Consider the following 25,889-nt stretch of genomic DNA (forward strand, 5'->3'; position numbering starts at 1 on the left):
CCTTGTTTCAAAAATGCCTCGGGGGTCAGCGCCCGCTGCTTGGTCGGCCGCGCCAGCGGGTCAAACCAACAGGCTTACGCCACCGCCAAACCTTCGTCACTCAGACCATCCAGACGTGGCATCAGCGACAGCAGGCTTTGCGTATAGGGATGCTGCGGGTTGGCGAAGAGCCTTTCGGTCTCGGCCACTTCAACCAGCTCGCCGTTTTTCATCACACCCACCCGGTCGCACATCTGGCGCACCACGGGCAGGTCATGGCTGATGAACAGCATCGTCAGGCCCAGATGTTCCTGCAAATCCTTTAGGATGTTCAGGATCTGCGCCTGGATCGACACGTCCAGCGCTGAGGTCGGCTCATCACAGATCAGGAAGCGCGGCTGCGTGGCGAGAGCGCGCGCGATGGAAATGCGCTGCCGCTGCCCGCCGGAGAATTCGTGCGGGTATTTCAGGCCCGCTTCCGCGCCAAGGCCCACGCGGTCAAGCAGTTCCGCCACACGATCCTTCAGCGCTTGGCCTGCCAATAGCCCATGATGGCGCGCTGGTTCGGCCACGATCTCATCCACGCGCATCCGCGGATTGAGCGACGAATAAGGATCCTGAAAGATCATCTGGATCTGCTTGCGGAAATCATCCGGCACGCCGCCGGGCATGGGTGCGACTTGCTTGCCGTCGAACCAGACCTCGCCGCCATCGACGGGGTAGAGCCCCGCAATCATCCGCGCGATGGTGGATTTTCCGGAACCGCTTTCGCCCACCAACCCAAAAACTTCGCCTTCTTTGATGTCGAACCGCACCTGATCGACGGCGGTGAAGTATTCGCGGTTGCGCGGCAGGATGGCGCGCTTTTGCAGGAAGGTCTTTGTCAGCCCTTTGGCCTCTACCAGTGGCTTGGAACGGTCCACGTCCATCGACGGCCAGTTACGCTTCAGGTCTTCGATCGCGAATTCTGTTACGCGCCCACCGTAGGAGATCAGCGGAAAGCGGTGCAGCTTGACCGTAGGGCGGGGGACGGCGGCGATGAGGCTTTTGGTGTAGGGATGGTTGGGCTGGCCGAGGACCTGTTCGGTTGAGCCCGACTCCACCACCTCGCCCATATACATGACCGTTACCTTGTCAGTCGTATCGGCAATCACACCCATGTCGTGGGTGATCAGGATCACACCCACTTGCCGCTCGCGGGTGAGGTCCTTGATCAGCTCCAAGATCTGCGCCTGGATCGAGACGTCGAGCGCGGTTGTGGGCTCATCGGCGATGATGACGTCGGGCTCGGAACAGAGCGCGAGTGCTATGACCACGCGCTGCCGCATGCCGCCGGAGAATTGGTGCGGATATTGGTCGAGGCGCGTCTCAGGGTCGGGAATGCCGACGCGGTCGATCAGGTCGCGGGCGCGTTGGTTGGCCTCATCATCGGTGACGTCGAGATGCTCAGATATCGTCTCCACCAACTGCTGCCGCACGGTGAAGAGCGGGTTGAGCGAGGTCAACGGGTCCTGGAAGATCATGGAGATCTTCTTGCCGCGCAGGGACCGCATGGCGTCCGCGTCGAGGCCGGAGATTTCCTCACCCTTATACCGGATGATCCCGCCCGCGATGCGACCGGGGCGGTCGAGCAGGCCCATGACGGCCGCGCCGATGGTGGATTTGCCCGCACCGGACTCGCCGACAAGGCCGTGGATTTCGCCGGGTTCAACGGAGAGGTGGGCATTCTTCACAGCAGTAAAGACCTGACGGCGGGTCGGGAATTCGACGGTGAGGTTTTCGATTTCGAGGAGGCTCATCCGGGCGCAAACCTTAGGCATGGGAATTGGTTGTAACTGAATTCCTGTTCGCCACTCAGAACGCTTTCAGCGGTTTCAATCAGTCGACCAGGCTCGGAGACCAATCCGGCATGGTAATGGGCCCTCCATTCGGACGTGCAGTCAACTTCATCAGGAAGGGGCGAAGATCGGTAGTGTGCGACTTCAGCTTCGACGATCGAAGCAGGATGACCAAATGATTGAACGAAGAAATCCACATAGAGGCTGATAGTGCTATCAAGCTCCGTCGATAATGGCGAAACGGGTGCGGCGCAGACCCGGTCGTATTGCTCGAGGACTAGCAGACTTCGCAGTGCGCAGTAGGGATCAACGGGTATAGGCTGCCCGGTCGCGGGGACTGTCCAAAGAAACGCGAGGAAGAGAGCCGGCCCACGCATCACCGCAACCTCGGATTAAGCGCATCGCGGAGCCAGTCTCCGAGCAGGTTCACGCTCAGCGCCAGCACCAACAGAGTGGCCGCCGGGAAGACCAGAATCCACCAATTGCCAGAGAACAGGAACGTCTGGCCGATACGGATCAGGGTACCGAGGGAGGGCTCGGTGGGCGGCGCGCCGACGCCGAGGAAGCTGAGAGTTGCTTCGGCGATGATGGCGAGCGCGAGAGAGATCGTGGCGATGACGAGGACCGGTGAAAGCACATTGGGCAGGATGTGGCGGGCCATGATGACGAACGGTGAACGTCCGATGAGCCGCGCCGCCTGCACGTACTCCTTGTTTTTCTCGACCAGCGTGGCCCCTCGCACAACGCGGGCGAACTGCACCCAATCGGAAAGCCCGATGGCGAGGATCAGCACCGCAATCGCCACCTGATCGCGGTATTCGATCGGCGTGATCCCCTTGGCGATGCCGAAGATCAGCATGGCGACAAGGATCGATGGGAAGGTCAGTTGGATATCGGCGATGCGCATGATGATCGTCTCGGTCCAGCCACCCACATAGGCCGCGATCAGGCCGAGTGTTACGCCAAGCACCAGCGCAAATGTGACGGCCGCGAAACCCACGAAAAGCGAGACGCGCATGCCGTAGAGGATGGTCGAGAAGACATCGCGGCCCTGATCGTCGGTGCCGAGGATGAAGGTCTCTCCGGTGAAGGCCGAGGGCACACCGGGGGCGGTCAGGCCGTTCAGCAGGTTTAGCGTGGCCGGGTTGAACGGGTCATGGGGTGCAATGAGCGGCGCGAAGACAGCGGCGAGGATCAGCACAAGCGTCACGATGGCCGAGATCATGGCAACGGGTGAGTGGCGGAAGGCATAGCCCACGTCGCTGTCCCATGCGCGGACGAACCGGCTCTGCGCGCGGGCCTCGGGGATGGCTGGAATATCGTCTGGCGTGTCGGTCATCAACTTACCCTCAGCCGCGGATCAATGAGCACGTACAGCAAATCCACGATCAGGTTGATCGCCACGAACATGACCGAGATCAGCATCAGGTACGCGGCCATGACAGGGATATCGACGAACTGGATCGCATTGATGAAGAGCAGGCCGACGCCGGGCCATTGGAACACCGTCTCGGTGATGATGGCGAAGGCGATGATGGAGCCAAGCTGCAGACCCGTCACCGTGATCACCGGCACCATGGTGTTCTTGAGCGCGTGGCGGAAGTTGATCGCGCGGTCGCCTAGGCCACGGGCGCGCGCAAAGCGGATGTAGTCGGCGCGGAGCACCTCCAGCATCTCGGCCCGCACCAGCCGCATAATCAGCGTCATCTGGTACAGGCCAAGCGTGATCGCAGGAAGGATGATGCTTTGCACCCCGTCCCATGTGGCAAAGCCTGTCGTCCACCAGCCAAGATCAACCGTATCGCCACGCCCGAAGGTGGGCATGCCGCCGGTATTGATCACTGTGTCGGTGAACGGGATGCGGATGTCGATGCCCACCCCGAAACCGTAGATCAGCAAGACCCCGATCAGGAAGGTTGGCAGCGACACGCCAATAAGGCTGACGCTCATGACGAAGTTCGCAGTGATCCCATCGCGGCGGATCGCGGTGAAAATGCCCAAAACGATCCCGAAAAACAGCGCCAGCGCGCCGGAAACCAATGCAAGCTCAAGTGTAGCAGGCAGCCGTTCGACGATGATCTCGGCCACCGGGCGGCCTTGCCGGTAGGAAATCCCCAGATCACCCTGCACGGCGCGCACGAGGAAATCCCAGTATTGCAAGAAGAAGGGCTTGTTTAGGCCAAGCTGTTCTCGAAGCCGCTCAATATCCTGCAGCGTGCGCTCTTGCCCCAGCATCGTGTCGATCGGGTCGCCCACGAACCGGAACATGGCGAATGCGACAAGCCCCACAACCAAGAGGACCAGCACGGATTGAAAGACGCGTCGAAGGATGAAGCTGAGCATTGATCGGTTGTGCGGTGAAGGGTGGGGGGCGTCAAGTCTGGACCGGTAGAATTAACGGCGGGGAACCCGAACCGAACAAGCTTTGGGCATTGCGTGCGCTCCCCGGGTGCATGGGCCCCGGCACAGGCCGGGGCGCCATCCCTTAGTTCTCGGCGCCGACCGTCACCCAGCGCAGGATGAAGAAGTTGTCGGGTCGCTGGGTCAATTCGATCCCGTCACGCACACCCCACAGAAGCGGCTGCACGTACATGGTGTTGTAGACCGCATCGTCCTGGATGATCTGCGCGGCTTCATCCAGCATCGCCTGACGGGCGCTGTCGTCGATCTCTGACTGGATCAACGGCAGCAGCTCATCAATGCGGGGATTGGAGTAGCCACCGAAGTTCCAAGTGCCCAAACGCTCGCCATTGGTGTGGACAAGGAAGCGGATCGGATGCTCGGCGTCAAAGGTGCCGGGCGACCAGCCAAGCAGGTACATGTCGAAATTGTCTTCACGCAGTTCCGGCCAGTAGTTCGATACCGGCATCGCATCGAGCGTTGCGTTCAGCCCGACCTGCGCCAGCATCGCGACGATGGCCTGACACACGGCTTCATCATTCAGGTAGCGGTCATTGGGGCAGGAAAGCGTGAAGTTCGCGCCGTCAGCGCCGGCCTCGGCAATCAGCGAACGGGCAAGGTCCGGGTCATAGGCCGGACGCTCGGACGCGGCCTCGGAATAGCCGCGCATGGCAGGGCTGACGAGCTGGCTCGCCTCTTCCGCCACGCCGCCCATGATGGCCTGCAAGATCGCGGGCACGTTCACAGCGTGGCCCACGGCCTGACGTACGCGGACATCGGCGAAGATGTTCGGATCACCGTTCAGCAGCGTCTCATGGTCATGGGCATAGCCCAACATGATGACGCGGGCCTCGATGCCATCCAGCACGTAGACTCCATCTGCATCGTTGACTCGTGCGGCGTCCTGCACCGGCACCGGGTCGATTAGGTCGATGTCACCGGACAGAAGCGCGGCCACGGCGGTGGCGGAGTTCTGGATCGGTGTGAAGATGGCTTCGGTCACATTATGCTCGACCTCACCCCACCAGCCGTCAAACGGCACAAGGACTGTCTCTAGATCAGGCTGGCGCGATTGGACCATGAAGGCACCGGTGCCATTCACGTTGCGGGTCGCAAAGTTCTCTGCGTCGCGGGCCGGGCGATCTGCACCGTTTTCAGCCGCCCAACCGCTGTCCATGATCATCCAATTGGCGATGCTGTCGGGAAAAATTGGTTGCGGAGAGGAGGTCAGGATATCGACTGTGAACTCGTCCACCACAACAACGTCCGACACTGGGGCGAACCAGCTGCTGACGTCGCTGTCCTCAGAGCTTGCACGCTCATAGCTGAAGAGCACGTCTTCGGCCGAGAACGCTTCGCCGCCGTGGAACGTCACACCTTCGCGCAGGTTGAACCGCCAGCCTGCGCCGTCGGGCAGAGGCTCCCAGCTTTCTGCCAGAGCGCCTTCGATGGACATGTCGCGGCCTCTGCGGACGAGGCCTTCATAGACGTTGTTCAGAAAACCAAGAACAGGCGCAGATGAGACCGCGTGCGGGTCCATTGTCTGCGGGTCGGTTGTTGCCGCCCAACGGAAGGTTTCGGACTGCGCCGGAAGGGCAGTGGCAAGCGCCAAGGCGCTGGCGACGAGATAGCGGTTCATGAAGTCTCTCCCCAGAGTGTATCGTTGCGCGCGACCCGGTCCGCCGCTTGGGGCCGAAGGGTGGCCCATCCCGGACTTTAGCACGAGGGGGGGAGATGTCACGAAGCCGTGAGGTGGCATCTTGTGTGCCCCGCCGCGGTCCTGCGATAACGCCACCAAAGAGGTAAAGCAGTTCGAGGCAGGCAGATGTTGGAGTTTTTCTGGGGCATGGTCGGTAGCCGGCCGGTTGAATGGATCGCCGTGGCGTGCGGGATCCTGAATGTCAGCCTCATCATTCGACGCTCGATCTGGAACTATCCGTTCGGTTTTGCAGTGGTGACGCTCTACTTCTTCATTTTCTGGGAATATCGCCTCTACAGCGATGCGTTGCTACAGGTCTATTTCTTCGTGATCCAGATCTATGGACTCTACTACTGGCTTAACGGACGCGCCTCAGATGGGCGGATCAGCGTCGCGCCACTGTCTGCCGGTGTGTTCGCAGGCTATCTTGCCGCAACAGCTGTAGTCTGGGTCATCGTGGCAAGTTTGATGTCGACTTACACGGACGCGGCAGCACCGTATTGGGACGCAGCCGTGGCGGCTCTCAGTGTGACGGCGCAGTTCTTGCTGTCCCGGCGGCACCTGCAAAGCTGGTACCTTTGGATTGCAGTCGATGTACTGGCCATTGGCCTTTTCTACACACGGGGGTTGGAGCCCACGGCGGCACTTTACGTTGTTTTCCTTGGCCTCGCGATTACCGGCCTGATCCAGTGGCGGCGGGCCGCGGCCTTGCAGGCATGACGGTACACGGTTTCCTTTTGGGGAAATTCATGCCGCCCCATGCGGGCCACCTGCTGTGCGCGCAAGTCGGGCGTGCTCGGGTGGACGTGATGACGGTTCTGGTTTGCAGCCATGATGCAGAAGCTATCGACGGGTATCTGCGGGCTGATCTGATGCGCAGCTGTCTGCCGGAGCGCGGGTTTCGCGTGATCCACATGCACCGCGACATACCGCAAGCGCCCGAAGATCACCCCGACTTCTGGCCGATCTGGCGCGCGGCCATCGCCGAACATCATCCGGAGCCGATCGACTGGGTCTTCGGCTCGGATACCTACATCCATCGCCTCGCGCAGGAGGTTGGCGCACGGGCTTTTCCGGTTGATCCCGACCGCCGCGTGGTCCCGGTGTCAGGCACGGCCATCCGCAGCGATCCGGCTGCCCATTGGTCCTATGTGCCCGGCCCCGTTCGGCCGCTCTACCAGAAACGTTTGACCATGCTGGGGGCGGAGAGCACCGGGAAAACAACGCTCTCTGAGGACTTGGCCGCCCGTACAGGTACGGTGCCAATCCCAGAATACGGCCGGGATTACGATGCGCTGTATCGGCATGGGCAGGCATGGATTGCATCGGATTTTGAGGCGATCATGGCCGGGCACAATGCGCTTGCGAGCTGTATGGCGGAGCGGAGTGGGCCGTTAATCGTAGAAGACACCGATGAAGTGCAGACGCTCGTCTGGGCCGAGGCCCTAACAGGCGAGGCCCCGGATCAGTTGGTGGCCTGTGCCCGAGCGGCGAGCTGCGGCAAGCGTTACGTGCTTTTGGGCCATGATTTGCCGTGGATAGATGACGGGACCCGGCATTTTCCGGATCCGGAGCGCCGCGCCTGGTTCACCCAAAAGCTAGCGCATTGGTTAGACGCGTTTGATGCGGATTGGGTAGCGGTGGAAGGCCCCGACAGAGCCGCAGCCGTCCATGCCGAGTTCGACGCGCTTAGTGCACGGTCAGCACCGAACATTCCGCGCCATGGCCGACCTTCTGACTGACTGACCCCAGAAACAGGCTGGCCACGGACCCAAGCCCACGACGGCCCATGACGATAAGGTCCGCGTCGTTGAGTTTTGCTATTTTCAGAATCGTCTCGGTTGGATCGCCTGCCAGAACGTGGGTGCTGGCGGGTGTGACGCCAGCCTCAGTCGCTTGCGCCAACGCGCTGTCCATCACCGCTTTCCCAGCCTCTTCGATCTTTTCAGCGGTTAGGGGCAATTCCACGACGGAATAACCTACGGCGACCATAGTTGTGTCGATCTGCGGCGTGTGGACCAAGTGCAGTTCGGCGTCGAAGGTCTTGGCCAATTCGCACGCCGTTGAAAGCGCGTGTTTGGCCGGGTCGGAGCCGTCGACGGGCGCAATAATGGTCTTGAACATGGGGTGTCCTCTCCAGTCTGTCCGCGCAATGAGCTGCGCCTATAAGTTTGGCAGATGGGTGAGGGGCGCGCCTTGAGGTGGATCAAGCCGCGCGTGACTGTGCAAGGTTGCTCACGCGTGCAACGCGGCAATTTGAGAGCCCGGACTTAATGAAATCAATAGGTTAGGAGATATTATATTTCTATAATTGTAGAAGTGTTTTAGTCGGATTTTTGCTGTCCCCGACACGGTGAAAGGTAAGTTGCGCCGGGGTGAACCGGGCGCATACTCCCCGACGGCTCAATTGCGTTTGGACGGTTTGCGGAACGGCTTCGCGTCGCCGCTATGGGCCCTGCGTGGCTTTCCAGTTGCCGGTTTTGAACCCTTGTTCTTCGAATTTTGACGCGGTTTGCGAACGCCCAGGGGCTCGCCGGGATTGGTAGCGCCCTTGCCGTGCTTGTGGGGCGTCTTTTCGCCCGCAGCCGCTCGCGGTTTACCCTTGGCTCCGTCGCGTTTGGGTTGGCCGGACTTCGGCTTGCCCTGATTAGGCTTGCCTTGATCCGGTTTGCCCTTTGGGCCTTTCCCGTGACGCGCCTTCTCGGCCACGTCGGTCTCTGCCGCTGCGTGCGCCGCGGGCTTGCCCTTGGTTTTGTGGCGCTTTTTCGGGGGCTGCTCACTGGGCTCGGGGGCGCTGGATTTTGGCGCTGGTTTTGCCGGTTTGTTGGTGCGCGGCTTGCGATCCGGCTTGGGCGGCTCGGGCGCATGGGCGGCGGCGGGTGGTCCCTTGGGCGACGCGTTGAAATCGGGCAGACCCGGCAATTGGGTCAGCTTCGCGCCTTGCTCCATCTCCATGCCGCGGCCCAATTCCTGCAGCATGGCGGGGACAGCATCATTGGCTATCTCAACGAAAGTTTCCTGAAACTGCACGCGAATGGCCCCGATGGCATCTTTCGACAGGCCGGTGTTGCGGCAGAGCATGGGCAACAGCCAACGCGGTTCTGCCCGGTGTTTGCGACCCAAAGAGAGCGAGAACCACGTGCTTGGCCCGAAGTCGGCATGTTCACGACCCTTGCGCGCGGGGCGCTCACCTGGGGCGGGGACCTTGCTGAGCAGTTCAGGGGCTGAGTGACGCTCGCGGTACAGGCGCAGGTAGGCGGCGGCGATCTGTTCGGCGGAGTGGAGGTTGAGCAGTTTCTCGGCAAAGGCGCGTTCTTCGCCGCTTGGCGCATCGCTCCAGGACGGGTCCGCCAACATGCGTTCCTCATCACGTGCGCGCACATCCTCGGGGGAGGGAGGCGTGCCCCATGTGGCCTCCAGCTTGCCGCCTTTCAGCAGGCGTTGTGCCTTGGCGCGTTGCCGACCCGGGACGATCAGGACGGACGTACCCTTACGCCCGGCGCGGCCTGTGCGGCCCGAGCGGTGCAGGAGCGACTCCGAATTGGACGGAAGGTCGGCATGGATCACCAGCTCCAACCCAGGCAGGTCGATGCCGCGCGCGGCGACGTCCGTGGCCACGCAGACCCGCGCGCGCCCATCGCGCAGCGCTTGCAGGGCATTCGTGCGCTCAGCCTGACTAAGCTCACCCGACAGTGAGACGACGGAGAAGCCGCGGTTGGAAAACTTCGCGGCCAGTCGTGCAACCATCGAGCGTGTGTTGGCGAAGACGATGGCGGTTTGCGCCTCGTGAAAGCGCAGCAGGTTGATGATGGCCTTTTCGATGTCGGACGGGGCTACCTCCAGCGCGCTGTAGGCAATGTCAGCGTGCTGCGCATCGGCGCTGCCGATCTTGAGGCGCTTGGCGTTTTCCTTCTGATGGGTTTGCGCCAGTTTGGTGATGCCATTGGGAACCGTGGCCGAAAACAGCAACGTGCGGCGGTCTTCCGACGTTTGGTTGAGGATGAATTCAAGATCCTCGGCAAAGCCCATATCCAGCATCTCATCGGCTTCATCGAGCACGACAGTTCGCAGATCGGACAGGTCGATGATGCCACGCATGGCGTGGTCGCGCAGCCGCCCGGGGGTGGCGACAACGACATGGGCACCGCGTTCGAGCGCGCGGCGTTCCGTGCGCGCGTCCATGCCGCCCACGGCCGATGCGGTCACGATCCCGGCCTCGGCAAACAGCCAGTCGAATTCCTGGCGCACCTGCATAGCCAGTTCGCGGGTGGGGGTGATGACCAGCGCCTGCGGTGTGGCTGCCGGGCCGAAGCGTCCGTCGCCGTCTAGAATGTCACCCGCCATTGCCAGCCCGAAGCCCACGGTTTTGCCAGAGCCGGTTTGGGCGGAGACAAGTAGGTCGATGCCCGCCAGATCGGGGTCAGAGACCGCCTCCTGCACAGGGGTAAGGCTTTCGTAGCCTTTGTTTTTCAGCGCTGTCGATAACGTCTTCGGAACGCCCGAGAAGTCTTGCATGGGTCACCAGATGCCAGGGAAGCCGTGGCCCTAGTGGGTTTTGCAGGCGGTGTATAGCCCGCGTCGTGTATCGCTGCGGACTTTGACGCGGCGCAGACGGGGTCGAGCAAAGAAAAGGCCCGGCGAATTGCGTCGCCGGGCCTTCCTGTTAGCTGAGATTTAACGGGATCAGTTCAGTTCGAAATACTTGAACAAAACCTGATCGTCGGCATCCACCAGCGAGGACCAGGCATCCGAGATGCCCCAGTTCAGCACCTGATTGTGGATCGGCAGATAGATCAGCTCTTCCTCGGCCATGGCGAAGAGATCGGCAATGGTGCCATTGCGCGCCTCAAGGTCCGTCTCGGACGACAGTGAGACGATCATCTCGTTCATCTCAGGGTTGTCGAAACGCGTGCCGTTCCACGAACCGCGGCCTTCGGCGCGACCGTGATAGAGGAAGTTGAAGATATACTCCGCGTCATAGGTCGGGACGCCCCAGCCGAGCAGGTAGAAGTCTGTCTCCAGATTAGCGATCAGCGGGAAGTGCTGCGCACGGGGCAGGGCCGAGAGGTTCACGGTGATACCAAGCTGCGCGAACATGCCCACGGCGGCCTGACAGATCGCCTCGTCATTGACGTAGCGGTCGTTGGGGCAGTCGAGCTGAATGGTGAAGCCATCAGGATAGCCGGCCTCAGCCATAAGGGCCTGTGCGGCCTCGATATCATAGGCGGGGTATTCGTCCAGTTCAGCCGTCCATCCATTGACCGGCGGGGGCGAAAGCACACCGGCAGGTGCCGATTGGCCGCGCATCACGATTTGCTGGATTGCTTCGCGGTTGATGGCGATGTTCATCGCTTGGCGGACCAGCGGGTTCGCCAGCGGGTTTTCCCCTTCGACATCATCCAGCGTCAGGTCGTCGTCGCCCACGTTCATTCCGAAGAAGATCACCCGGTTCTGCGGGCCAGACAGAAGGCCGATGCCATCGGCGGCTTCCACACGCTCAAGGTCCTGCACCGGAACATCCTGGATGAAGTCGACCTCACCACCGAGGAATGCGGCCAAGCGCGTTGCGGGGTTCTGGATCGGCGTGAAGACGATCTGGGTGATGTCCATCGGATATTCATCCGCGCCCCAATAGCCTTCATTGCGGTTGAGCACGGTTTCGGTGTCGGGCGTACGGCTTTCCAGTACGAAAGGCCCTGTGCCATTGACGTTGCGCGCCGCGAAAGTGTCTTCGCCGCCCGCATAGTCTTGCACGTTTTCTGAGCCATTCTCGGTCGTCCAGCCCTCATCCATCATCATGATGTTGGTCAGGTTGTTGGGCAAAAGCGGGTTGGGGCCATCGGTTTCGATCTCAACGGTGTAGTCACCGGTGGCCCGCACCTCGACGACGCCCGAGAGGAGTTCCTTGAAGTTCGAGGTTTCCTGCATGGCACGGTTGAGGCTGAACACCACGTCGGAAGCATCAAACGTCTCCCCGCCATGGAAGGTCACGCCTTCACGGATCTGGAAGACCCAGACATTGGGGTTGTCGGCAGACGGCTCCCACGAAGTGGCAAGCGTCGGCACCATCGCGCCGGTCATGTCGTTGAGGACAAGCGGCTCATAGATCTGGTGCATGAGGGTCGTGGTCGGACCCTCGTTCTGCGAATGCGGATCAAGCGTGAGGGCTTCGGCGGCGCGTGCCCACCGAAGCGTTTCGGCGTTGAGCGTTGTGGCCGTGAGGGCAGTTGTGGCCAGAAGGGCCGCGCCAAAGGCGGCGATACGTTTTGTCATTGTCTTCTCCCGGTTGGTCCCCGTGTCGGGGTCAGTCGTTGCTGATGGGCAGGAGAGTATTGGCGGATTTCGAAATGTCCAGCGGGCTTGGCGGGCCATGGGTGGGTGATTACATCGGGGTTGGGACAATAGGGGACATGTTATGGAAACGGACTTTACGCCTTGGGCGTCGCTAGCGGGCGGTGCGATGATCGGATTGGCGGCGGTGCTGTTAATGGTTGTGGCGGGCCGCGTGATGGGAGCGACGGGCATTCTGGCCGGGGCTTTGCTGCCCACATCGCGGGACGATGGCGCGTGGCGCTGGGTGATGATTGCGGGGATGGTGACGGCACCTGCGCTTTACCTGCTGGCGACGGGCGGCTGGCCTGAGATCACGGTGCCGGTCAGCACGCCGATGTTGTTGGTCGGCGGTTTTCTGGTGGGCATTGGCGTAACCTTTGGTGGCGGCTGCACCAGCGGGCATGGCGTTTGCGGGATCGCGCGCTTCTCGGTCCGGTCGATCGTGGCGACCGGCGTGTTCATGGTGGCGTGTTTTGCGACGGTTTACGTCGTCCGGCACGTGGTAGGGGTGTAGGTCATGCGGTTGGTTTTGATCTTCCCTATCGGCGCGCTGTTCGGCCTTGGCATTGTGATCTCCGGCATGGGAAACCCGGCCAAAGTCGTGAATTTCTTCGATATCGCAGGCACATGGGACCCGAGCCTGATCTTTGTGATGGGCGGCGCGCTGGCGGTCACACTGGTGGGTTATCGCGTCGCCGTCCCGCGCGAACGGCCGTTGTTTGATTCGAGCTTCCACCTGCCGATTGCGAAAAAGGTGGACCGGCGATTGATCCTCGGCGCGACCACCTTCGGTGTAGGCTGGGGCATTGCCGGGTTCTGCCCCGGTGGCGCCCTGCCGGTCCTCGGTGCGTTCGATGCGTCGGTGTGGCTGTTCACGGGCGCGCTGATTGCGGGTATTCTTGTGGCGAGGTTGGGTCCGGGCCTGCTGGCGCGGCGTGCATCTGCTTGAGGAGGGTGAGATGGGTTATCCGGATGATATGAAAGTGCATCCCAAGGTGACGGGGTTTTTCGACGAGGCGACGAACACCATTTCTTACGTCGTGCAGGAGCCTGACGGCCCGGCCTGCGCTGTGATCGATACGGTCCTCGACATCGACTACGCGGCGGGACGGATCAGCTATGACAGCGCCGATGAGATCATCGCCTTCGTGCAAGAGAACGGGTTGCAGGTTGAATGGCTGATCGAGACCCATGTCCACGCCGATCACCTTTCGGCTGCGCCCTATTTGCAGGAGAAACTGGGCGGCAAGATCGGCATCGGTGAGAAGATCACCGAGGTGCAGGAGGTCTTTGGCAAGGTCTTCAATGAGGGCACCGAATTTCAACGCGACGGCTCGCAATTCGATGCGCTGTTCAAGGACGGTGATACCTACGAAGTGGGCGCGATGACCTGTTTCGCCATGGCCACGCCCGGCCACACGCCCGCGTGCATGGTGCACGTGGCGGGTGATGCGGCGTTTGTCGGCGACACGTTGTTCATGCCGGATGGAGGTTCCGCCCGCTGCGATTTCCCGGGCGGCGATGCGGGGGAATTGTATGATTCCATTCAGAAAGTCCTCAGCATGCCCGATGCGATGCGACTGTTCATTTGCCACGATTACGGGCCAGGCGGACGTGCGATTGCCTGGGAAACGACGGTGGCTGAGGAGCGTGAGCGCAACATCCACCTCGCGGGTGGCACGTCGCGAGAAGAGTTCATCCGGGTGAGAGAAGAGCGGGATGCGACGCTGGCGATGCCCAAGCTGATTATCCCGTCGCTACAGGTGAATATGCGCGCAGGCGATATTCCGACGGATGGTGAAGGCCGCCCGGTTCTGAAGGTTCCGCTGAACGGATTGTGAGGGATGTCCGGGAGACGCTCGGCTGACGCCTTCGCCCCTCCCACCATCCCGTAGGCCGTGTCACGCGGCCAGATCAATCCAAACCGGAACGTGATCGGAGGGCTTTTCGCGCCCCCGAACGTCCTTTTCGATCCAGCAATCCTGCAGCAGGTCAGCGGCCTCAGGCGAGAGCAGGTGGTGATCGATGCGGATCCCATCGTTCCGGTCCCACGCCCCGGCTTGATAGTCCCAAAAGGAATACATGCCCGGTGCCTGATTTCGCGCGCGGAAGGCTTCGGTCAGCCCAAGGCTGAGCAGGCGGCGAAAGGCGGCGCGGCTTTCGGGGCGGGCAAGAGCATCTTCCTGCCAGACTTCAGGGCGGGCGGCATCTTCATCCTGAGGGATGATGTTGTAGTCACCTGCCATGACGAAGGGGATTTCCTGGGTCATCATGTCGGCTGCATGGGCGTGGAGCCGATCCATCCATGTCAGCTTATAGTCGTATTTCGGGCCGGGGACGGGATTTCCGTTGGGCAAATAAAGGCCGCAGAGGCGGACGGCATGGGTGTCCCCCATGACGGTGGCCTCGATCCAGCGGGCCTGTTCGTCGCTATCGTCGCCGGGCAGACCGCGCGAAACATCTTCGAGGGGAAGTTTGGATAGGATGGCCACACCATTGAAGCCCTTTTGCCCATGGGTTTCGACGTTGTAGCCCTTGTCCTCAAACATCTCGCGGGGGAAGCCCTCGTCCACCGATTTGATCTCTTGCAGCAGGGCTACATCCGGCTGCGCCTCATCTAGCCAATCGGTGAGCGCGCCGATGCGCGCCTTTACGCCATTGATGTTGAAGGTTGCGATCTTCATGGGCCCCTCCCGGTTTGGGGCCTTTGTGCCTGCTTGGCCGGGCAATGCCAAGCGGGGCCTTGCCGATCAATATTCCCCGCCCCATCTGGGTTTTGCTGCACTGCCGCATCAGGTAGGCAGGTGGAAACGATCAATGACGAGGTAAGAGATGTTCAAGTTCCTGTTTGGTGGAAAGAAAGTTGCGGAAGAAGCTGTGCCGGAATCGGATCGGGAGCAGTTCAAGCGGCTGACCACGGACCTCAACGCCTTGATTGAGACGCTGCCGATCAAGCCGAAAATCACCTTCGATCCGGCGACCGGCCAAATTGATTTGGAAGAGCCCGAGCAATTTGCGGACGAAGCGCTTGCCTTGCCCGCGCCCGACGCGGAAGCGGCAGAGGCGGCGGCGAAAGTGACGGCGGCCGAGAAGATTTCGGAAGGTGACGCTGTTGCGTCTGCGCCGACGGCACCTGTGGGCGCACCTGTTGGGGCGACTTCCCCGCAAACGACCGCGTCGGACGCGCGTTAAGCGGCCTCAGGCGCTGTGCTGAGCCATTCTCGTGCGCTTGCTTCGGTGTTGAAGCTCCGGATTTCGTAACCGGGGATCAGGGCGGATTCCAAGGCAGCTGCGTTGCGGAAGAACTGGTTATGGCTGACCAATGCGGCACGGTCGAGTTGATGGAGCATGGCCATCATCTGCGGCCAGTGGCGCAGTTCCACCCCGATGGCGCCAAGGGTCGGCCATTCCGCGCCTTCGTCGATCATCAGGACATCGCCATGGGCCATGCCCTCCATCTCGGTCGACATCTGTTGCAGGGCAACTTCCATCAGGGCCGCGTCGATCTGTCCGGCGATAGCGATGCGCAGGCTGTTGGGGCCTTCGCGGGTGACTTCGAATTTCGGGTCTGACATCTGCTTTCCTCCTCTTATGATTGAAGATAAGGGTAGCAGGTCTGCAGATCCGTTGCCTTGATGCGGGTCAAATGGCGATCAGAAGAATGCCTGAAGCCCGGTTTGCGCCCGGCCCAGGATCAGGGCGTGCACGTCATGGGTGCCTTCGTAGGTATTGACCGTCTCAAGGTTCTGCGCGTGGCGCATGACGTGGTATTCGGCCATGATCCCGTTGCCGCCATGCATGTCGCGGGCGGCCCGCGCGATGTCGAGCGCCTTGCCGCAATTGTTGCGTTTGATCAGGCTGATCATCTCAGGGGCGGCGGCGCCATCATCCATCAGACGACCGACGCGCAGGGCGGCTTGCAGGCCGAGGGTGATCTCGGTTTGCATATCGGCGAGCTTCTTCTGGAACAGCTGGGTCTGGGCCAGAGGACGACCGAACTGCGTGCGGTCGAGGCCGTATTGACGGGAGCGGTGCCAGCAGTCTTCGGCCGCGCCCATGGTACCCCAGGCGATGCCGTAGCGGGCACGGTTGAGGCAGCCGAAGGGGCCTTTGAGCCCTTCGACACCGGGTAGCAGTGCTTCTTCTCCGACCTCGACATTCTCCATGACGATCTCGCCGGTGACAGAGGCGCGCAGCGAGAGTTTGCCGCCGATTTTGGGGGCGGAGAGACCTTTCATACCTTTTTCGAGGATGAAGCCACGGATCTTGCCGCCATGCGCCTCGGACTTGGCCCAGACTACAAACACATCGGCAATGGGGGCATTGGAGATCCACATCTTGGCGCCATTGAGGACATAGCCGCCGTCGGTCCTTTTCGCGGTGGTCTTCATGCCGGCGGGGTCGGAGCCCGCGTCGGGTTCCGTCAGGCCGAAACAGCCGATGAGCGTGCCCGCGGCGAGGCCAGGCAGGTATTTCTGGCGCTGTTCCTCGGACCCATAGGCGTGGATGGGATACATCACGAGAGACGATTGCACCGACATCATGGAGCGATAACCACTGTCGACCCGTTCCACCTCGCGCGCGACGAGGCCATAGGTAACATAGCCCGCACCAAGACCGCCATATTCCTCGGGAATGGTGGTGCCCAAGAGGCCCATTTCGCCCATCTCGGCGAAGACTTCCGGCGTGACATGTTCGTCGAGATAGGCGTCGGTTACACGCGGCAACAGCTTTTCGGCCGCGAAGGTCGCAGCACTTTCCGCGACCATGCGCTCGTCTTCGGCCAGCTGTGCGTGCAGATGGAACGGGTCGGCCCAATCGAACGGGGCAAGCGAAGGTCCGGTGTGGCGCGTTTGACCGTCGGGCATCTGGTGTCTCTCCTCGTGTCTCTGTGGACGGGAGTCTGGGGCTGGGGCGTGCGATTGGCAAGGGTGGTGCCTTGCCGCGCCCCCTTGGCCGGGCTAGCGTTTGCCACCCAGAGGGAGGCGGTCGTGGCTGGCAGAGAATTACCCAAGGTTTTGAGCGGTTTGCGTCTGCCGGTAGTGGGCAGCCCAATGTTCATCGTGTCCGGGCCGGAGTTGGTGATTGCGCAATGCTGCGCGGGAATCGTGGGGTCGTTTCCCGCTTTGAATGCCCGCGAAGCCGACGGAGAGCCCGTGATGCTGGAGGCCTGGCTGCAGCGGATCACCGAAACACTCGACGCCTGGAACCAAGCAAACCCCGACACGCCAGCGGCCCCCTATGCGGTCAATCAAATCGTGCACCGGTCCAATACGCGGCTGGAGCGGGACCTGGAGATTTGCGCGAAGTGGAAGGTACCGATCTGGATCACATCGCTTGGCGCGAGGGTCGAGGTGAACGAGGCCGCGCATTCGTGTGGCGGGATCGCGTTGCACGACGTCATAAACAACACCTTTGCCAAGAAGGCGATCGCCAAAGGCGCGGACGGTTTAATCGCCGTGGCGGCAGGGGCAGGGGGCCATGCCGGGCCACAATCGCCCTTTGCACTGGTACAGGAAATCCGGGAATGGTTCGACGGGCCACTCTTACTGAGCGGATCGATTGCCACCGGTGGCGCGGTTCTGGCCGCCCGCGCCATGGGGGCCGATCTGGCCTATATCGGCTCGCCCTTCATCGCGACGGAAGAGGCCAATGCGGTCACGGATTACAAGCAGATGATCGTCGATGGCGGGGCGGAAGACATCGTGACATCTTCTTTGTTTACAGGGGTTTCGGGAAATTACCTCAAGCCGTCGATTGCGGCGGCGGGGATGGACCCGGACGCCTTGCCCAGTGCCGATGCCACGTCGATGAACTTTGGCGGTGGCTCGGCGAAACCGAAAGCCTGGAGCCAAATCTGGGGCTCGGGCCAAGGGATTGGCGCGGTGAAATCTGTGGAGCTGGTTGGCACACTGGTAGACCGGTTGGAGCGCGAATATCTGGCCGCACGGGAGGCATTATAGATGGATTTGGGTGTTTCAGAACGGGTGAAACCGCTGGTGGAAGCGGTCCGGCGCATGGTGCGTGACGAGATTGCGCCGCTGGATGCGGAATACCACGCGGAGGTGGGCAAACACCCCTCGGGCGACCGGTTCGCCATGACGGACCGGCAGGTGGAAATCCTTGCGTCGTTGAAGGAAAAGGCGCGCGCGGAGGGGCTTTGGAACTTCTGGCTGACCGATAGCGAGAAGGGCTTCGGGCTTTCGACGGTTGAATACGCCTATCTGGCCGAAGAGATGGGCGCGGTGTCGATTGCGCCGGAAATCTTCAACTGCAACGCGCCCGATACGGGCAATATGGAGGTGCTGGAGCGCTACGGCACGCAGGCGCAACGGGCCCGGTGGTTGCCGGATCTGATGGAGGGGCAAACCCGGTCGGCGTACTTGATGACAGAGCCGCAGGTGGCCTCATCCGACGCCACGCAAATTTCGCTTAAATGCGAAAAGCAGGGTGAAGATTACGTCCTAAACGGCGAGAAATACTGGGCAACCGGGGCAGGGGATCCGCGCTGTTCTCTTTATATCGTCATGGCCTGCACGGATCCCGACGGTCCGAAACATGCGCGCCATACGATGCTTTTGGTGCCGGCGGACAGCGCAGGGATCGAGAAACTGCGCCCGATGGAGGTGTTCGGCCACGATGACGCGCCGCACGGGCATATGCATATCCGCTTCACCGACGTCCGCGTGCCGGCCGATGCGGTGGTTCTGGGCGAAGGACGAGGGTTCGAAGTGGCGCAAGGGCGGCTGGGGCCGGGGCGCATCCATCATTGCATGCGCGCCATCGGGCGGGCGGAATATGCCCTTGAATTGATGGTGAAACGCGGCCTGTCACGCGAGGCGTTCGGCAAGCGATTGGTCGATCTGGGTGCGAATTACGACATCATCGCCAATGCCCGGATGGAGATCGAGATGTGCCGTCTTCTGTGCCTGAAAGCGGCGTGGATGATGGACCATGCGGGCGTGCGGGCGGCGCAGCCATGGATTTCCAAGGTTAAGGTTGTGGCGCCTTTGATGGCGTTGAAGGTCGTGGATGAGGCGATGCAGATGTTCGGGGCCACGGGGTTGAGCCAGGACACGCCCTTGGCGCGCCTTTACTGCGACTTGCGCACGTTGCGGTTGGCGGATGGCCCCGACGCGGTGCACCGGCGGCAGGTTGCGCGGGCGGAGTTGCGCAAATATTCGAACGATGCGCCATGAGCCTCGATCTTGCGCGGTTGGGGCCATGGCTGAACCTGAACCTCGGGCTGTACGGCCCTTTTGAGGCAACGAAATTTTCCGGTGGGCAGTCGAACCCGACCTATTTGATCGAGGGCGTGGACCGGGCGGTTGTCCTGCGTCGCAAGCCACCGGGAAAGCTTCTGAAATCGGCCCATGCAGTGGACCGGGAATTCCGCGTACAGAAGGCGTTGGCGGGCACGGACGTGCCGGTGGCACAGGTCTACACGCTCTGCGAGGACGACGCGGTTATTGGCTCGGCCTTCTACGTGATGGAACGGGTGGACGGGCGCGTGTTCGACGACCCGCGCCTGGGCGATGTGGATAAGTCCGAAAGGGCGCGCTTTATCAATGAGATGGGGCGCGTTCTTGCAGCTATTCATAGCGTCGATCTTGAAGCCGCCGGGTTGGCGGATTACGGACCAAGCGGCAATTATTTTCGCCGTCAGATCGACCGTTGGACGGGGCAATACCGGGCCAGCGAGACCTACAGCATCAAGGCGATGGACGCGCTGATCGCGGCGCTGGATGCGGCCTGCCCGGACGACGATGGGCGGGTGACGTTGGTGCATGGCGACTACCGGATCGACAATCTGATGTTTGACGCCCGAACCCCGGATGTGCGGGCAGTTCTGGATTGGGAACTCTCGACCCTGGGGCATCCGTTTGCGGATCTGGCCGCGGTCATCATGCAATGGCAGATGCCGCCCGGCGAACAGGGGCGTGGCCTGCGCGGTGTGGACCGCGCGGCGCAAGGACTTGTTTCCGATGAAGAATTCATTGCCGCCTATTGCGAGCGGATGGGGATCAAAGGGATCAGGGATTTCGGGTTTTACGTCGCCTTTTGCTTCTTCCGCATGGGCGCAATCCTGCAAGGCGTGGCGAAACGGGCGTTGGACGGCAACGCGTCTGACCCCGAGCGGGGGCTGCGGTTGGGGGCATTTGTGCCGCTTTATGCGGAAGCGGGTTTGGAGGCGTTGGGATGAGTGTGCCGCCGGAATTGAAAGAGCGATCCTATCCGCTCCAGCGACATTTGGGCTATCGCTTGATGTCTTGGTCCGAGGGGGAAGCAACAGTCGAACAGCCGATGTTGACGCATTTGGAGAATAGACAAGGTTTGCCCCATGGCGGTGTCCACGCCACGCTACTGGACACGGCGATGGGATATGCCGGCTGCTTTACCGGTGATCCGGACGCCAAGCAGATGGCGCTGACGCTTTCGCTCAACGTCAACTACCTGTCCCGGCCCTCAGAGGCATGCACACGGCTGATCGCCACGGCGCGCATGACGGGCGGCGGACGGTCGACATTCTTCGCGGAGGGCGAGGTGCGCGAGGAAACGGGCGAATTGATCGCCACAGGAACCGGCGTCTTTCGCTATCGCAAGGGGTAGGTGGCGTCGGCCAGGTCTCAACCGGGTGTCGGAAGAGGAGGTGGCGTAGGTGAGTTGTGCGCCAAAACCCTCTGAACAGGCGTGATTTTGTAGGCCTTCATGCCGCCTTGCGGGCAAGGTTCGAGACGAGATCGGGGATCGCCTTCTTGAACCGAAAAAACCCGTGGGTTGCGTGGGGCCAGGCGGCGATGTCCCAGTCGCGGCAGATCTCCACCAGTGTTATCCCCGCACCGTCCAGCTGCTTGCGCAGGGACCGCAAGCTCGAAGCGGCAGGGCCGACCGGGGCGTAGGGGGCGACCACCTGCTCCAAACCTTCTGCCCGCGCCCAATCGACAATCTGCTCTGCCGACGCGGTGACGGGGCCCCTTGGTCCTAGACGATCTTGCCACCGGGTCATCGCGTCTTCGGTGGCCTGGGTCACGAAATGGCTGACCTTTTCGCTGACCGGTCCGGGCGACCGACGATCAGGTGACAGAAGTGCAGCCGCCCCAACGGTCGGGTCGGTTACCGCGTCCAGCAAAAAGCCTGGCGCCAAGTCATCTTCGTGCAGGAGGAGGCCGGTGCGCAGACCGGCCTGCACCTCGCCGGACGGGCGCAGGGGGCGGCGTTCGGGGTGGGGCGGACCGGAGAGTGGCTCGGCCTGCGTATTGAGGCGCCATTCGGGGTTGTGACGGCCTTCCGTGTATTTCGAAATGTTCGAGGACCGGGCGATGTAATGCTTGCCGGGCGTTTGTAGTCCCGCCACCCAGCGCCAGCTCAGCGTGTTGGAAGCCGGATCGCCGTCCAGCAAATGCCGCATGAAGAAATCCGCGCCCGCCTGCCACGGCAGACCAAGCGTGAAAATCCAGATGGAGGCGAACCACATCCGGGCGTGGTTGTGGAGATATCCCGTTTCGACCAGTTCCAGCGCCCAGGCATTGAATGCCTCGATCTCTGTCTCGCCCGCTTCGGCTGAGATGATTTTGGGGTCGTGTTCCAACCCACTGACGAAATTCGCATAATCCGCCCAGACGCTTGGACGCATTTCCAACCAGCCTTTCCAGTATGTGCGCCAGCAGACCTCCTGAATGAACTTCTCAGCAGTGCTGAGTGAATACCGTCCCAGCACCGCTTCACAGACTTCTTCCTCGGTCAGCAGTCGGTGTCGCAGGTAGGGCGATAATTGGCTGACATGGGGATGGCCCTGATCTGGAAGGTCGTAATTGCGGCCCGCCGCGTAGTCGCGACCCGATTTGGGCACGAAGGCAGACAGGCGGGACAACGCCTCAAGGCGCTTTGGTGGGAACAGTTCACTCATGCCGAGGCGACATATTCCTAAGGCCGGGATAATCAACCGAGACGAATTCGACGGGACCTGCCCTTGCAGGCCCCCATGGGCAGACATAAGACTCAAGGACCGTACCGCGATGAATTCGAGAGGCAGGCGCGATGCAAGATCCCATTGAGACGTATAACAACCTTGTTCCCATGGTCGTGGAACAGACCAGCCGCGGCGAACGCGCCTATGATATTTTCAGCCGTCTGCTGAAAGAACGTATCATTTTCGTCAACGGCCCGATCCATGACGGCATGAGCCATCTGATTGTGGCGCAGCTTTTGCACCTTGAGGCGGAAAATCCGTCCAAGGAAATTAGCATGTATATCAACTCGCCCGGCGGCGTGGTGACGTCCGGCCTGTCGATCTACGACACGATGCAATACATCAAACCGGCCGTGTCGACGCTGGTGGTCGGTCAGGCGGCGTCGATGGGCTCGATCCTGTCGGTCGGTGGCGCAAAAGACATGCGTTTCAGCCTGCCCAACAGCCGGATCATGGTCCACCAACCTTCCGGCGGTTACCAGGGCCAGGCGACCGACATCATGATCCACGCGCAAGAAACGCAGAAGATCAAAGATAAATTGATCGGTATTTACGAAAAACACACCGGTCAGAAGTCAGAAGATATCTTTGAGGCGTTGGAGCGTGACAACTTCATGTCGCCGGAAGAAGCAAAGGCATGGGGTCATATCGACGAGATCGTTGAAAACCGGTCATCTGACGAAGGCTGAGGCCCTCGCGCACCCGTGACAAACGGGGCGTGATTGTTCCGGAATTTGCGATTGTGGCCCGGGCAGCGCTGTTCTAGGCTGGCGCAAACTCGGGTCCAGCACCGAACCTGAGGGGGCCATTCTGCCCCCGACGGACCGCACAAGGTAGACGAGATGGCAAGTAATTCCGGTAACGACTCCAAGAACACGCTGTACTGTTCGTTCTGTGGAAAAAGCCAGCACGAGGTCCGCAAATTGATTGCCGGCCCGACCGTATTCATCTGCGATGAATGCGTTGAATTGTGCATGGACATCATCCGCGAAGAAACGAAATCCGCGGGTCTGAAATCTGAAGACGGTGTGCCATCGCCGAAAGAGATTTGTGGCGTGTTGGACGACTACGTCATCGGGCAGGCGCACGCGAAACGTGTTCTGTCGGTTGCCGTGCACAACCACTACAAGCGCCTGAACCATTCCGGCAAATCCGAGATCGAGCTGGCGAAATCAAACATCCTGCTGATCGGCCCGACCGGCTGCGGCAAAACGCTGCTGGCCCAAACGCTGGCGCGCATTCTGGACGTGCCATTCACGATGGCCGACGCCACCACGCTGACCGAAGCGGGATATGTGGGTGAGGATGTTGAAAACATCATCCTCAAGCTGTTGCAGGCCTCGGAATACAACGTCGATCGCGCGCAGCGCGGCATCGTTTATATCGACGAGGTCGACAAGATCACACGCAAGTCGGACAACCCGTCGATCACCCGCGATGTGTCGGGTGAGGGTGTGCAGCAGGCGCTGTTGAAGATCATGGAAGGCACCGTGGCCTCCGTTCCGCCGCAGGGTGGGCGCAAGCATCCGCAGCAGGAATTCCTGCAAGTCGATACGACGAACATTCTGTTCATCTGCGGCGGCGCATTCGCGGGTCTCGATAAGATCATCGCGCAGCGCGGCAAGGGCTCGGCCATGGGTTTTGGTGCCGACGTACGTGACCCGGAAAGCAAATCGGTCGGCGAGTACTTCAAGGACCTTGAGCCTGAGGATCTGCTGAAGTTCGGCCTGATCCCGGAATTCGTGGGCCGCTTGCCGGTCATTGCGACGCTGGAAGATCTGGACGAAGATGCGCTTGTCACGATCCTGACTCAGCCGAAGAACGCTCTGGTCAAGCAATACCAGCGCTTGTTCGAGCTGGAAGACGTTCAGCTGACCTTCACCGATGATGCGTTGAGCGCGATTGCCAAACGCGCCATCGAGCGCAAGACGGGCGCACGCGGCCTTCGGTCGATCATGGAAGATATCCTGCTGGACACGATGTTCGATCTGCCCGGTGCGGAAGGTGTGGAAGAGGTTGTCGTTAACGATGATGCCGTCACCTCAGACACCCAGCCAATGATGGTTTATTCCGACAAGGCCAAGGAAGAACCGGCGAGCGCGGGGTAAATGCGCGGGCCGCTGTCCGACACCTTCGAGGCGCTTATTAAGATACCGGCCACCCTGATCCTACTGGGTGGTCTTTTCTATGGCGTCTATTGGTATCTGGCCATTCACCTGCCTGACGAGCGTCGCGCGCGCGATGATCCGGTCTACGCAGATCAGGTCTTCGCCGGCGTGCTGGATTACGATGCGGTTCTTGCGAGCAGGGCCTGGCATAGGCGTGGGGCAGAGGCATGGGATTGCACTTATGCGGTTGTTTCATTGCCCGAAGATGCGTCTTCGGAACCACCAACCTCCGATGCAGAGGCGTGGTTTCTGCGCTACGGAGGGTCCTGGCTGGAAACGCCCATGCCGCCATTGGCGGACCGGACCCGAGATGCCGTTGCGTTCTGCGCGCGCTATTTCGACGATGTATTGAACACCCGACTGGCGTACGCCCTGACGGAAGGCGGGTCATGGCACATTATCGGCTCGGTCGGGGAAACCGTTCACATCTATTCTGCCCCACAGCGCATAGCGGCACGCATCCGCTACGGAGATTAACGCAGCCAGAGCTTCTCGCGCTTGAGCGTGTTGCGGATCGCCTGTTCCCGCCGCGGCAGGTTGGCGCGATCAAACAGCGCGCGGGCTTTCTGGCCTTTGCCTTGGTAGATCATCCGCTTCATCGGATCGTAATTCTTGAGCACCTTCTTTATCTTGTTAGGGGCCGAGACCTCTTCCAGCACATCGACAACGCGCTGTTCTTCTCGGGCATAGAGAAGCGGCAAAACGCGATAATGGCAGGTGGTTTGACCATCGAGCCAGCCACGCTCCAACGCGTCACGCCCCCCTCCGAGCGAATGGATCACTAGGGGCAGGGCGACCTGATCCAGCCACGGATCAAGGACCTGGCACACGATCTCTTCAGGGCCATTGTCACGGATCGTCGTCGCGTATTCTGTGAAGCGCTGACCGAAGGCGTGCGGGCATTTGTAGTAGAAGAAGCCTGCGTTGAAGTAGAGGTAACGGCGCCAGTATTCCTCAGGCTGACTTGTGTCGAGCGAGCTTTCGAAATCGAGGCCGAATTTGTCGTATAGCGACTTCCAGGTCTGTGTGTAGCCCGGCCCATAGAGTTCGATCTTGGGCCATGTCCCTTCGACCCGCAGGCTGGCGGATGGTTTGTCGAAGTCGAAGGGCACTTTCGTTAGATCGTCCATGACCAAAGTGTCAGTATCAAAGAACACGAACGGCGCGCCCTTTGGCAGCGCGCTGAGCGCTTCGATCTTGTTTCCATACGGATAATATTCGCCGAAGTACTTGTTCTCGAACGAGATAATCTCGGCCCCCAGTTCTTCGAGCAATGCGCGAACGCTGTTGTCGCCCATGCGTGGGTCTTTTGACCAGCGCTCGTTGGGTTCCGGTTCAGCGACAAAAAGACGGCCCGGAAACTTGGCATTGGCTGCGCGGAACGATGCGGCGAACAACGCTGCCTCATACTGAAGCCGGCCGTTCTGACCAACGATCATGACATTGAATGGGGGCGTCTTTGGCTTTTTCGCCATTTGGCTCGTCCGCTGCTCGTTATTTTT

General features: G+C 61.0%; 25 protein-coding genes. 13 read left to right on the forward strand and 12 right to left on the reverse strand.

The features are described 5' to 3' along the window. Positions 1 to 74: 74 nt before the first annotated feature. The 4 genes from V8J81_RS04330 to V8J81_RS04345 form a co-directional block, all read right to left on the reverse strand. Positions 75 to 1,778 (reverse strand): ABC transporter ATP-binding protein, encoded by a 1,704-nt coding sequence (locus V8J81_RS04330; protein WP_368474520.1) that lies wholly within the window; start codon positions 1,776 to 1,778, stop codon positions 75 to 77. Positions 1,779 to 2,193: 415 nt separating this feature from the next. Beyond that, complete coding sequence (locus V8J81_RS04335; protein ID WP_368474521.1) at positions 2,194 to 3,156, reverse strand: ABC transporter permease; 963 nt, start codon at positions 3,154 to 3,156, stop codon at positions 2,194 to 2,196. After that, entirely contained in the window at positions 3,156 to 4,160 is a 1,005-nt protein-coding gene (locus V8J81_RS04340; RefSeq protein ID WP_368474522.1) for an ABC transporter permease, read from the reverse strand. The genes V8J81_RS04335 and V8J81_RS04340 overlap by 1 nt, the downstream gene beginning before the upstream one ends. A 142-nt stretch (positions 4,161 to 4,302) precedes the next feature. After that, entirely contained in the window at positions 4,303 to 5,856 is a 1,554-nt protein-coding gene (locus V8J81_RS04345) for an ABC transporter substrate-binding protein (protein ID WP_368474523.1), read from the reverse strand. Between the two features lie 186 nt (positions 5,857 to 6,042). On the opposite strand from V8J81_RS04345, the gene pnuC reads away from it, so the two are divergent. Both pnuC and V8J81_RS04355 read left to right on the forward strand, forming a co-directional pair. Continuing rightward, positions 6,043 to 6,636 carry a nicotinamide riboside transporter PnuC gene (gene pnuC, locus V8J81_RS04350; protein ID WP_368474524.1) on the forward strand — a complete coding sequence of 198 codons (594 nt, stop codon included), beginning with the start codon at positions 6,043 to 6,045 and terminating at the stop codon, positions 6,634 to 6,636. After that, the gene (locus V8J81_RS04355) at positions 6,633 to 7,658 is read left to right on the forward strand and encodes an AAA family ATPase (protein ID WP_368474525.1); all 1,026 of its coding nucleotides are present in this window, start codon (positions 6,633 to 6,635) and stop codon (positions 7,656 to 7,658) included. Before pnuC ends, V8J81_RS04355 begins: the two co-directional genes overlap by 4 nt. Here the strand turns inward: V8J81_RS04355 and V8J81_RS04360 are convergent. The 3 genes from V8J81_RS04360 to V8J81_RS04370 form a co-directional block, all read right to left on the reverse strand. Then, a complete protein-coding gene (locus V8J81_RS04360; protein ID WP_368474526.1) occupies positions 7,606 to 8,040 on the reverse strand; it encodes a universal stress protein in 435 nt (144 codons plus the stop codon). The genes V8J81_RS04355 and V8J81_RS04360 overlap by 53 nt on opposite strands. Before the next feature lie 279 nt (positions 8,041 to 8,319). Next, positions 8,320 to 10,431, reverse strand: a complete 2,112-nt coding sequence (locus tag V8J81_RS04365; protein ID WP_368474527.1) for a DEAD/DEAH box helicase — start codon at positions 10,429 to 10,431, stop codon at positions 8,320 to 8,322. Between the two features lie 168 nt (positions 10,432 to 10,599). Further along, on the reverse strand, positions 10,600 to 12,189 hold the full coding sequence (locus V8J81_RS04370) for an ABC transporter substrate-binding protein (RefSeq protein ID WP_368474528.1): 1,590 nt from the start codon (positions 12,187 to 12,189) through the stop codon (positions 10,600 to 10,602). Positions 12,190 to 12,331: 142 nt separating this feature from the next. On the opposite strand from V8J81_RS04370, the gene V8J81_RS04375 reads away from it, so the two are divergent. From V8J81_RS04375 to V8J81_RS04385, 3 genes are read left to right on the forward strand one after another with little or no spacing between them, the layout of a single operon-like run. Next, a complete protein-coding gene (locus V8J81_RS04375; protein WP_368474529.1) occupies positions 12,332 to 12,763 on the forward strand; it encodes a YeeE/YedE family protein in 432 nt (143 codons plus the stop codon). A gap of 3 nt (positions 12,764 to 12,766) precedes the next feature. After that, complete coding sequence (locus V8J81_RS04380; protein ID WP_368474530.1) at positions 12,767 to 13,198, forward strand: DUF6691 family protein; 432 nt, start codon at positions 12,767 to 12,769, stop codon at positions 13,196 to 13,198. Positions 13,199 to 13,208: 10 nt separating this feature from the next. Next, positions 13,209 to 14,090, forward strand: coding sequence for an MBL fold metallo-hydrolase (locus V8J81_RS04385; protein WP_368474531.1), 882 nt, complete (start codon positions 13,209 to 13,211; stop codon positions 14,088 to 14,090). A 60-nt stretch (positions 14,091 to 14,150) separates the two neighbouring features. Here V8J81_RS04385 and xth read toward each other — a convergent pair whose 3' ends face one another. Then, entirely contained in the window at positions 14,151 to 14,933 is a 783-nt protein-coding gene (gene xth, locus V8J81_RS04390; protein ID WP_368474532.1) for an exodeoxyribonuclease III, read from the reverse strand. A 148-nt stretch (positions 14,934 to 15,081) separates the two neighbouring features. Here xth and V8J81_RS04395 point away from each other — a divergent pair, with 148 nt between their 5' ends. Further along, positions 15,082 to 15,441: a hypothetical protein gene (locus tag V8J81_RS04395; RefSeq protein WP_368474533.1), complete on the forward strand. Its 360-nt coding sequence runs from the start codon at positions 15,082 to 15,084 to the stop codon at positions 15,439 to 15,441. On the opposite strand, the gene V8J81_RS04400 is transcribed toward V8J81_RS04395, so the two are convergent. Together V8J81_RS04400 and V8J81_RS04405 are read right to left on the reverse strand one after the other, a co-directional pair. Beyond that, the gene (locus tag V8J81_RS04400) at positions 15,438 to 15,824 is read right to left on the reverse strand and encodes a SpoIIAA family protein (RefSeq protein WP_368474534.1); all 387 of its coding nucleotides are present in this window, start codon (positions 15,822 to 15,824) and stop codon (positions 15,438 to 15,440) included. The genes V8J81_RS04395 and V8J81_RS04400 overlap by 4 nt on opposite strands. A gap of 78 nt (positions 15,825 to 15,902) precedes the next feature. Further along, positions 15,903 to 17,117 carry an acyl-CoA dehydrogenase gene (locus V8J81_RS04405; protein WP_368474535.1) on the reverse strand — a complete coding sequence of 405 codons (1,215 nt, stop codon included), beginning with the start codon at positions 17,115 to 17,117 and terminating at the stop codon, positions 15,903 to 15,905. Positions 17,118 to 17,303: 186 nt separating this feature from the next. Between V8J81_RS04405 and V8J81_RS04410 the strand changes: the two genes are divergently transcribed. Genes V8J81_RS04410 through V8J81_RS04425 form a run of 4 tightly spaced genes read left to right on the forward strand, consistent with a single transcriptional unit; the run spans position 17,304 to position 20,859 of the window. Then, complete coding sequence (locus V8J81_RS04410; RefSeq protein WP_368477597.1) at positions 17,304 to 18,212, forward strand: NAD(P)H-dependent flavin oxidoreductase; 909 nt, start codon at positions 17,304 to 17,306, stop codon at positions 18,210 to 18,212. Continuing rightward, positions 18,213 to 19,448 carry an acyl-CoA dehydrogenase family protein gene (locus V8J81_RS04415; protein ID WP_368474536.1) on the forward strand — a complete coding sequence of 412 codons (1,236 nt, stop codon included), beginning with the start codon at positions 18,213 to 18,215 and terminating at the stop codon, positions 19,446 to 19,448. It abuts the gene before it with no gap. Then, positions 19,445 to 20,452 (forward strand): phosphotransferase family protein, encoded by a 1,008-nt coding sequence (locus V8J81_RS04420; protein WP_368474537.1) that lies wholly within the window; start codon positions 19,445 to 19,447, stop codon positions 20,450 to 20,452. Before V8J81_RS04415 ends, V8J81_RS04420 begins: the two co-directional genes overlap by 4 nt. Then, on the forward strand, positions 20,449 to 20,859 hold the full coding sequence (locus tag V8J81_RS04425) for a PaaI family thioesterase (RefSeq protein WP_368474538.1): 411 nt from the start codon (positions 20,449 to 20,451) through the stop codon (positions 20,857 to 20,859). The genes V8J81_RS04420 and V8J81_RS04425 overlap by 4 nt, the downstream gene beginning before the upstream one ends. A gap of 97 nt (positions 20,860 to 20,956) precedes the next feature. Here V8J81_RS04425 and V8J81_RS04430 read toward each other — a convergent pair whose 3' ends face one another. Continuing rightward, positions 20,957 to 22,156: an FAD-binding domain-containing protein gene (locus V8J81_RS04430; RefSeq protein ID WP_368474539.1), complete on the reverse strand. Its 1,200-nt coding sequence runs from the start codon at positions 22,154 to 22,156 to the stop codon at positions 20,957 to 20,959. Between the two features lie 131 nt (positions 22,157 to 22,287). Between V8J81_RS04430 and V8J81_RS04435 the strand changes: the two genes are divergently transcribed. From V8J81_RS04435 to V8J81_RS04445, 3 genes are all read left to right on the forward strand, one after another. Further along, a complete protein-coding gene (locus tag V8J81_RS04435) occupies positions 22,288 to 22,908 on the forward strand; it encodes an ATP-dependent Clp protease proteolytic subunit (protein ID WP_368474540.1) in 621 nt (206 codons plus the stop codon). Positions 22,909 to 23,061: 153 nt separating this feature from the next. Beyond that, entirely contained in the window at positions 23,062 to 24,327 is a 1,266-nt protein-coding gene (gene clpX / locus V8J81_RS04440; protein ID WP_368474541.1) for an ATP-dependent Clp protease ATP-binding subunit ClpX, read from the forward strand. Beyond that, entirely contained in the window at positions 24,328 to 24,864 is a 537-nt protein-coding gene (locus V8J81_RS04445; RefSeq protein WP_368474542.1) for a hypothetical protein, read from the forward strand. It abuts the gene before it with no gap. Here the strand turns inward: V8J81_RS04445 and V8J81_RS04450 are convergent. After that, positions 24,861 to 25,862 (reverse strand): GT-B fold glycosyltransferase domain-containing protein, encoded by a 1,002-nt coding sequence (locus tag V8J81_RS04450; protein WP_368474543.1) that lies wholly within the window; start codon positions 25,860 to 25,862, stop codon positions 24,861 to 24,863. The genes V8J81_RS04445 and V8J81_RS04450 overlap by 4 nt on opposite strands. Positions 25,863 to 25,889 lie beyond the last annotated feature (27 nt).

Origin of the sequence: Gymnodinialimonas sp. 202GB13-11, assembly GCF_040932485.1 — a bacterium.
Taxonomy (GTDB): domain Bacteria; phylum Pseudomonadota; class Alphaproteobacteria; order Rhodobacterales; family Rhodobacteraceae; genus Gymnodinialimonas; species Gymnodinialimonas hymeniacidonis.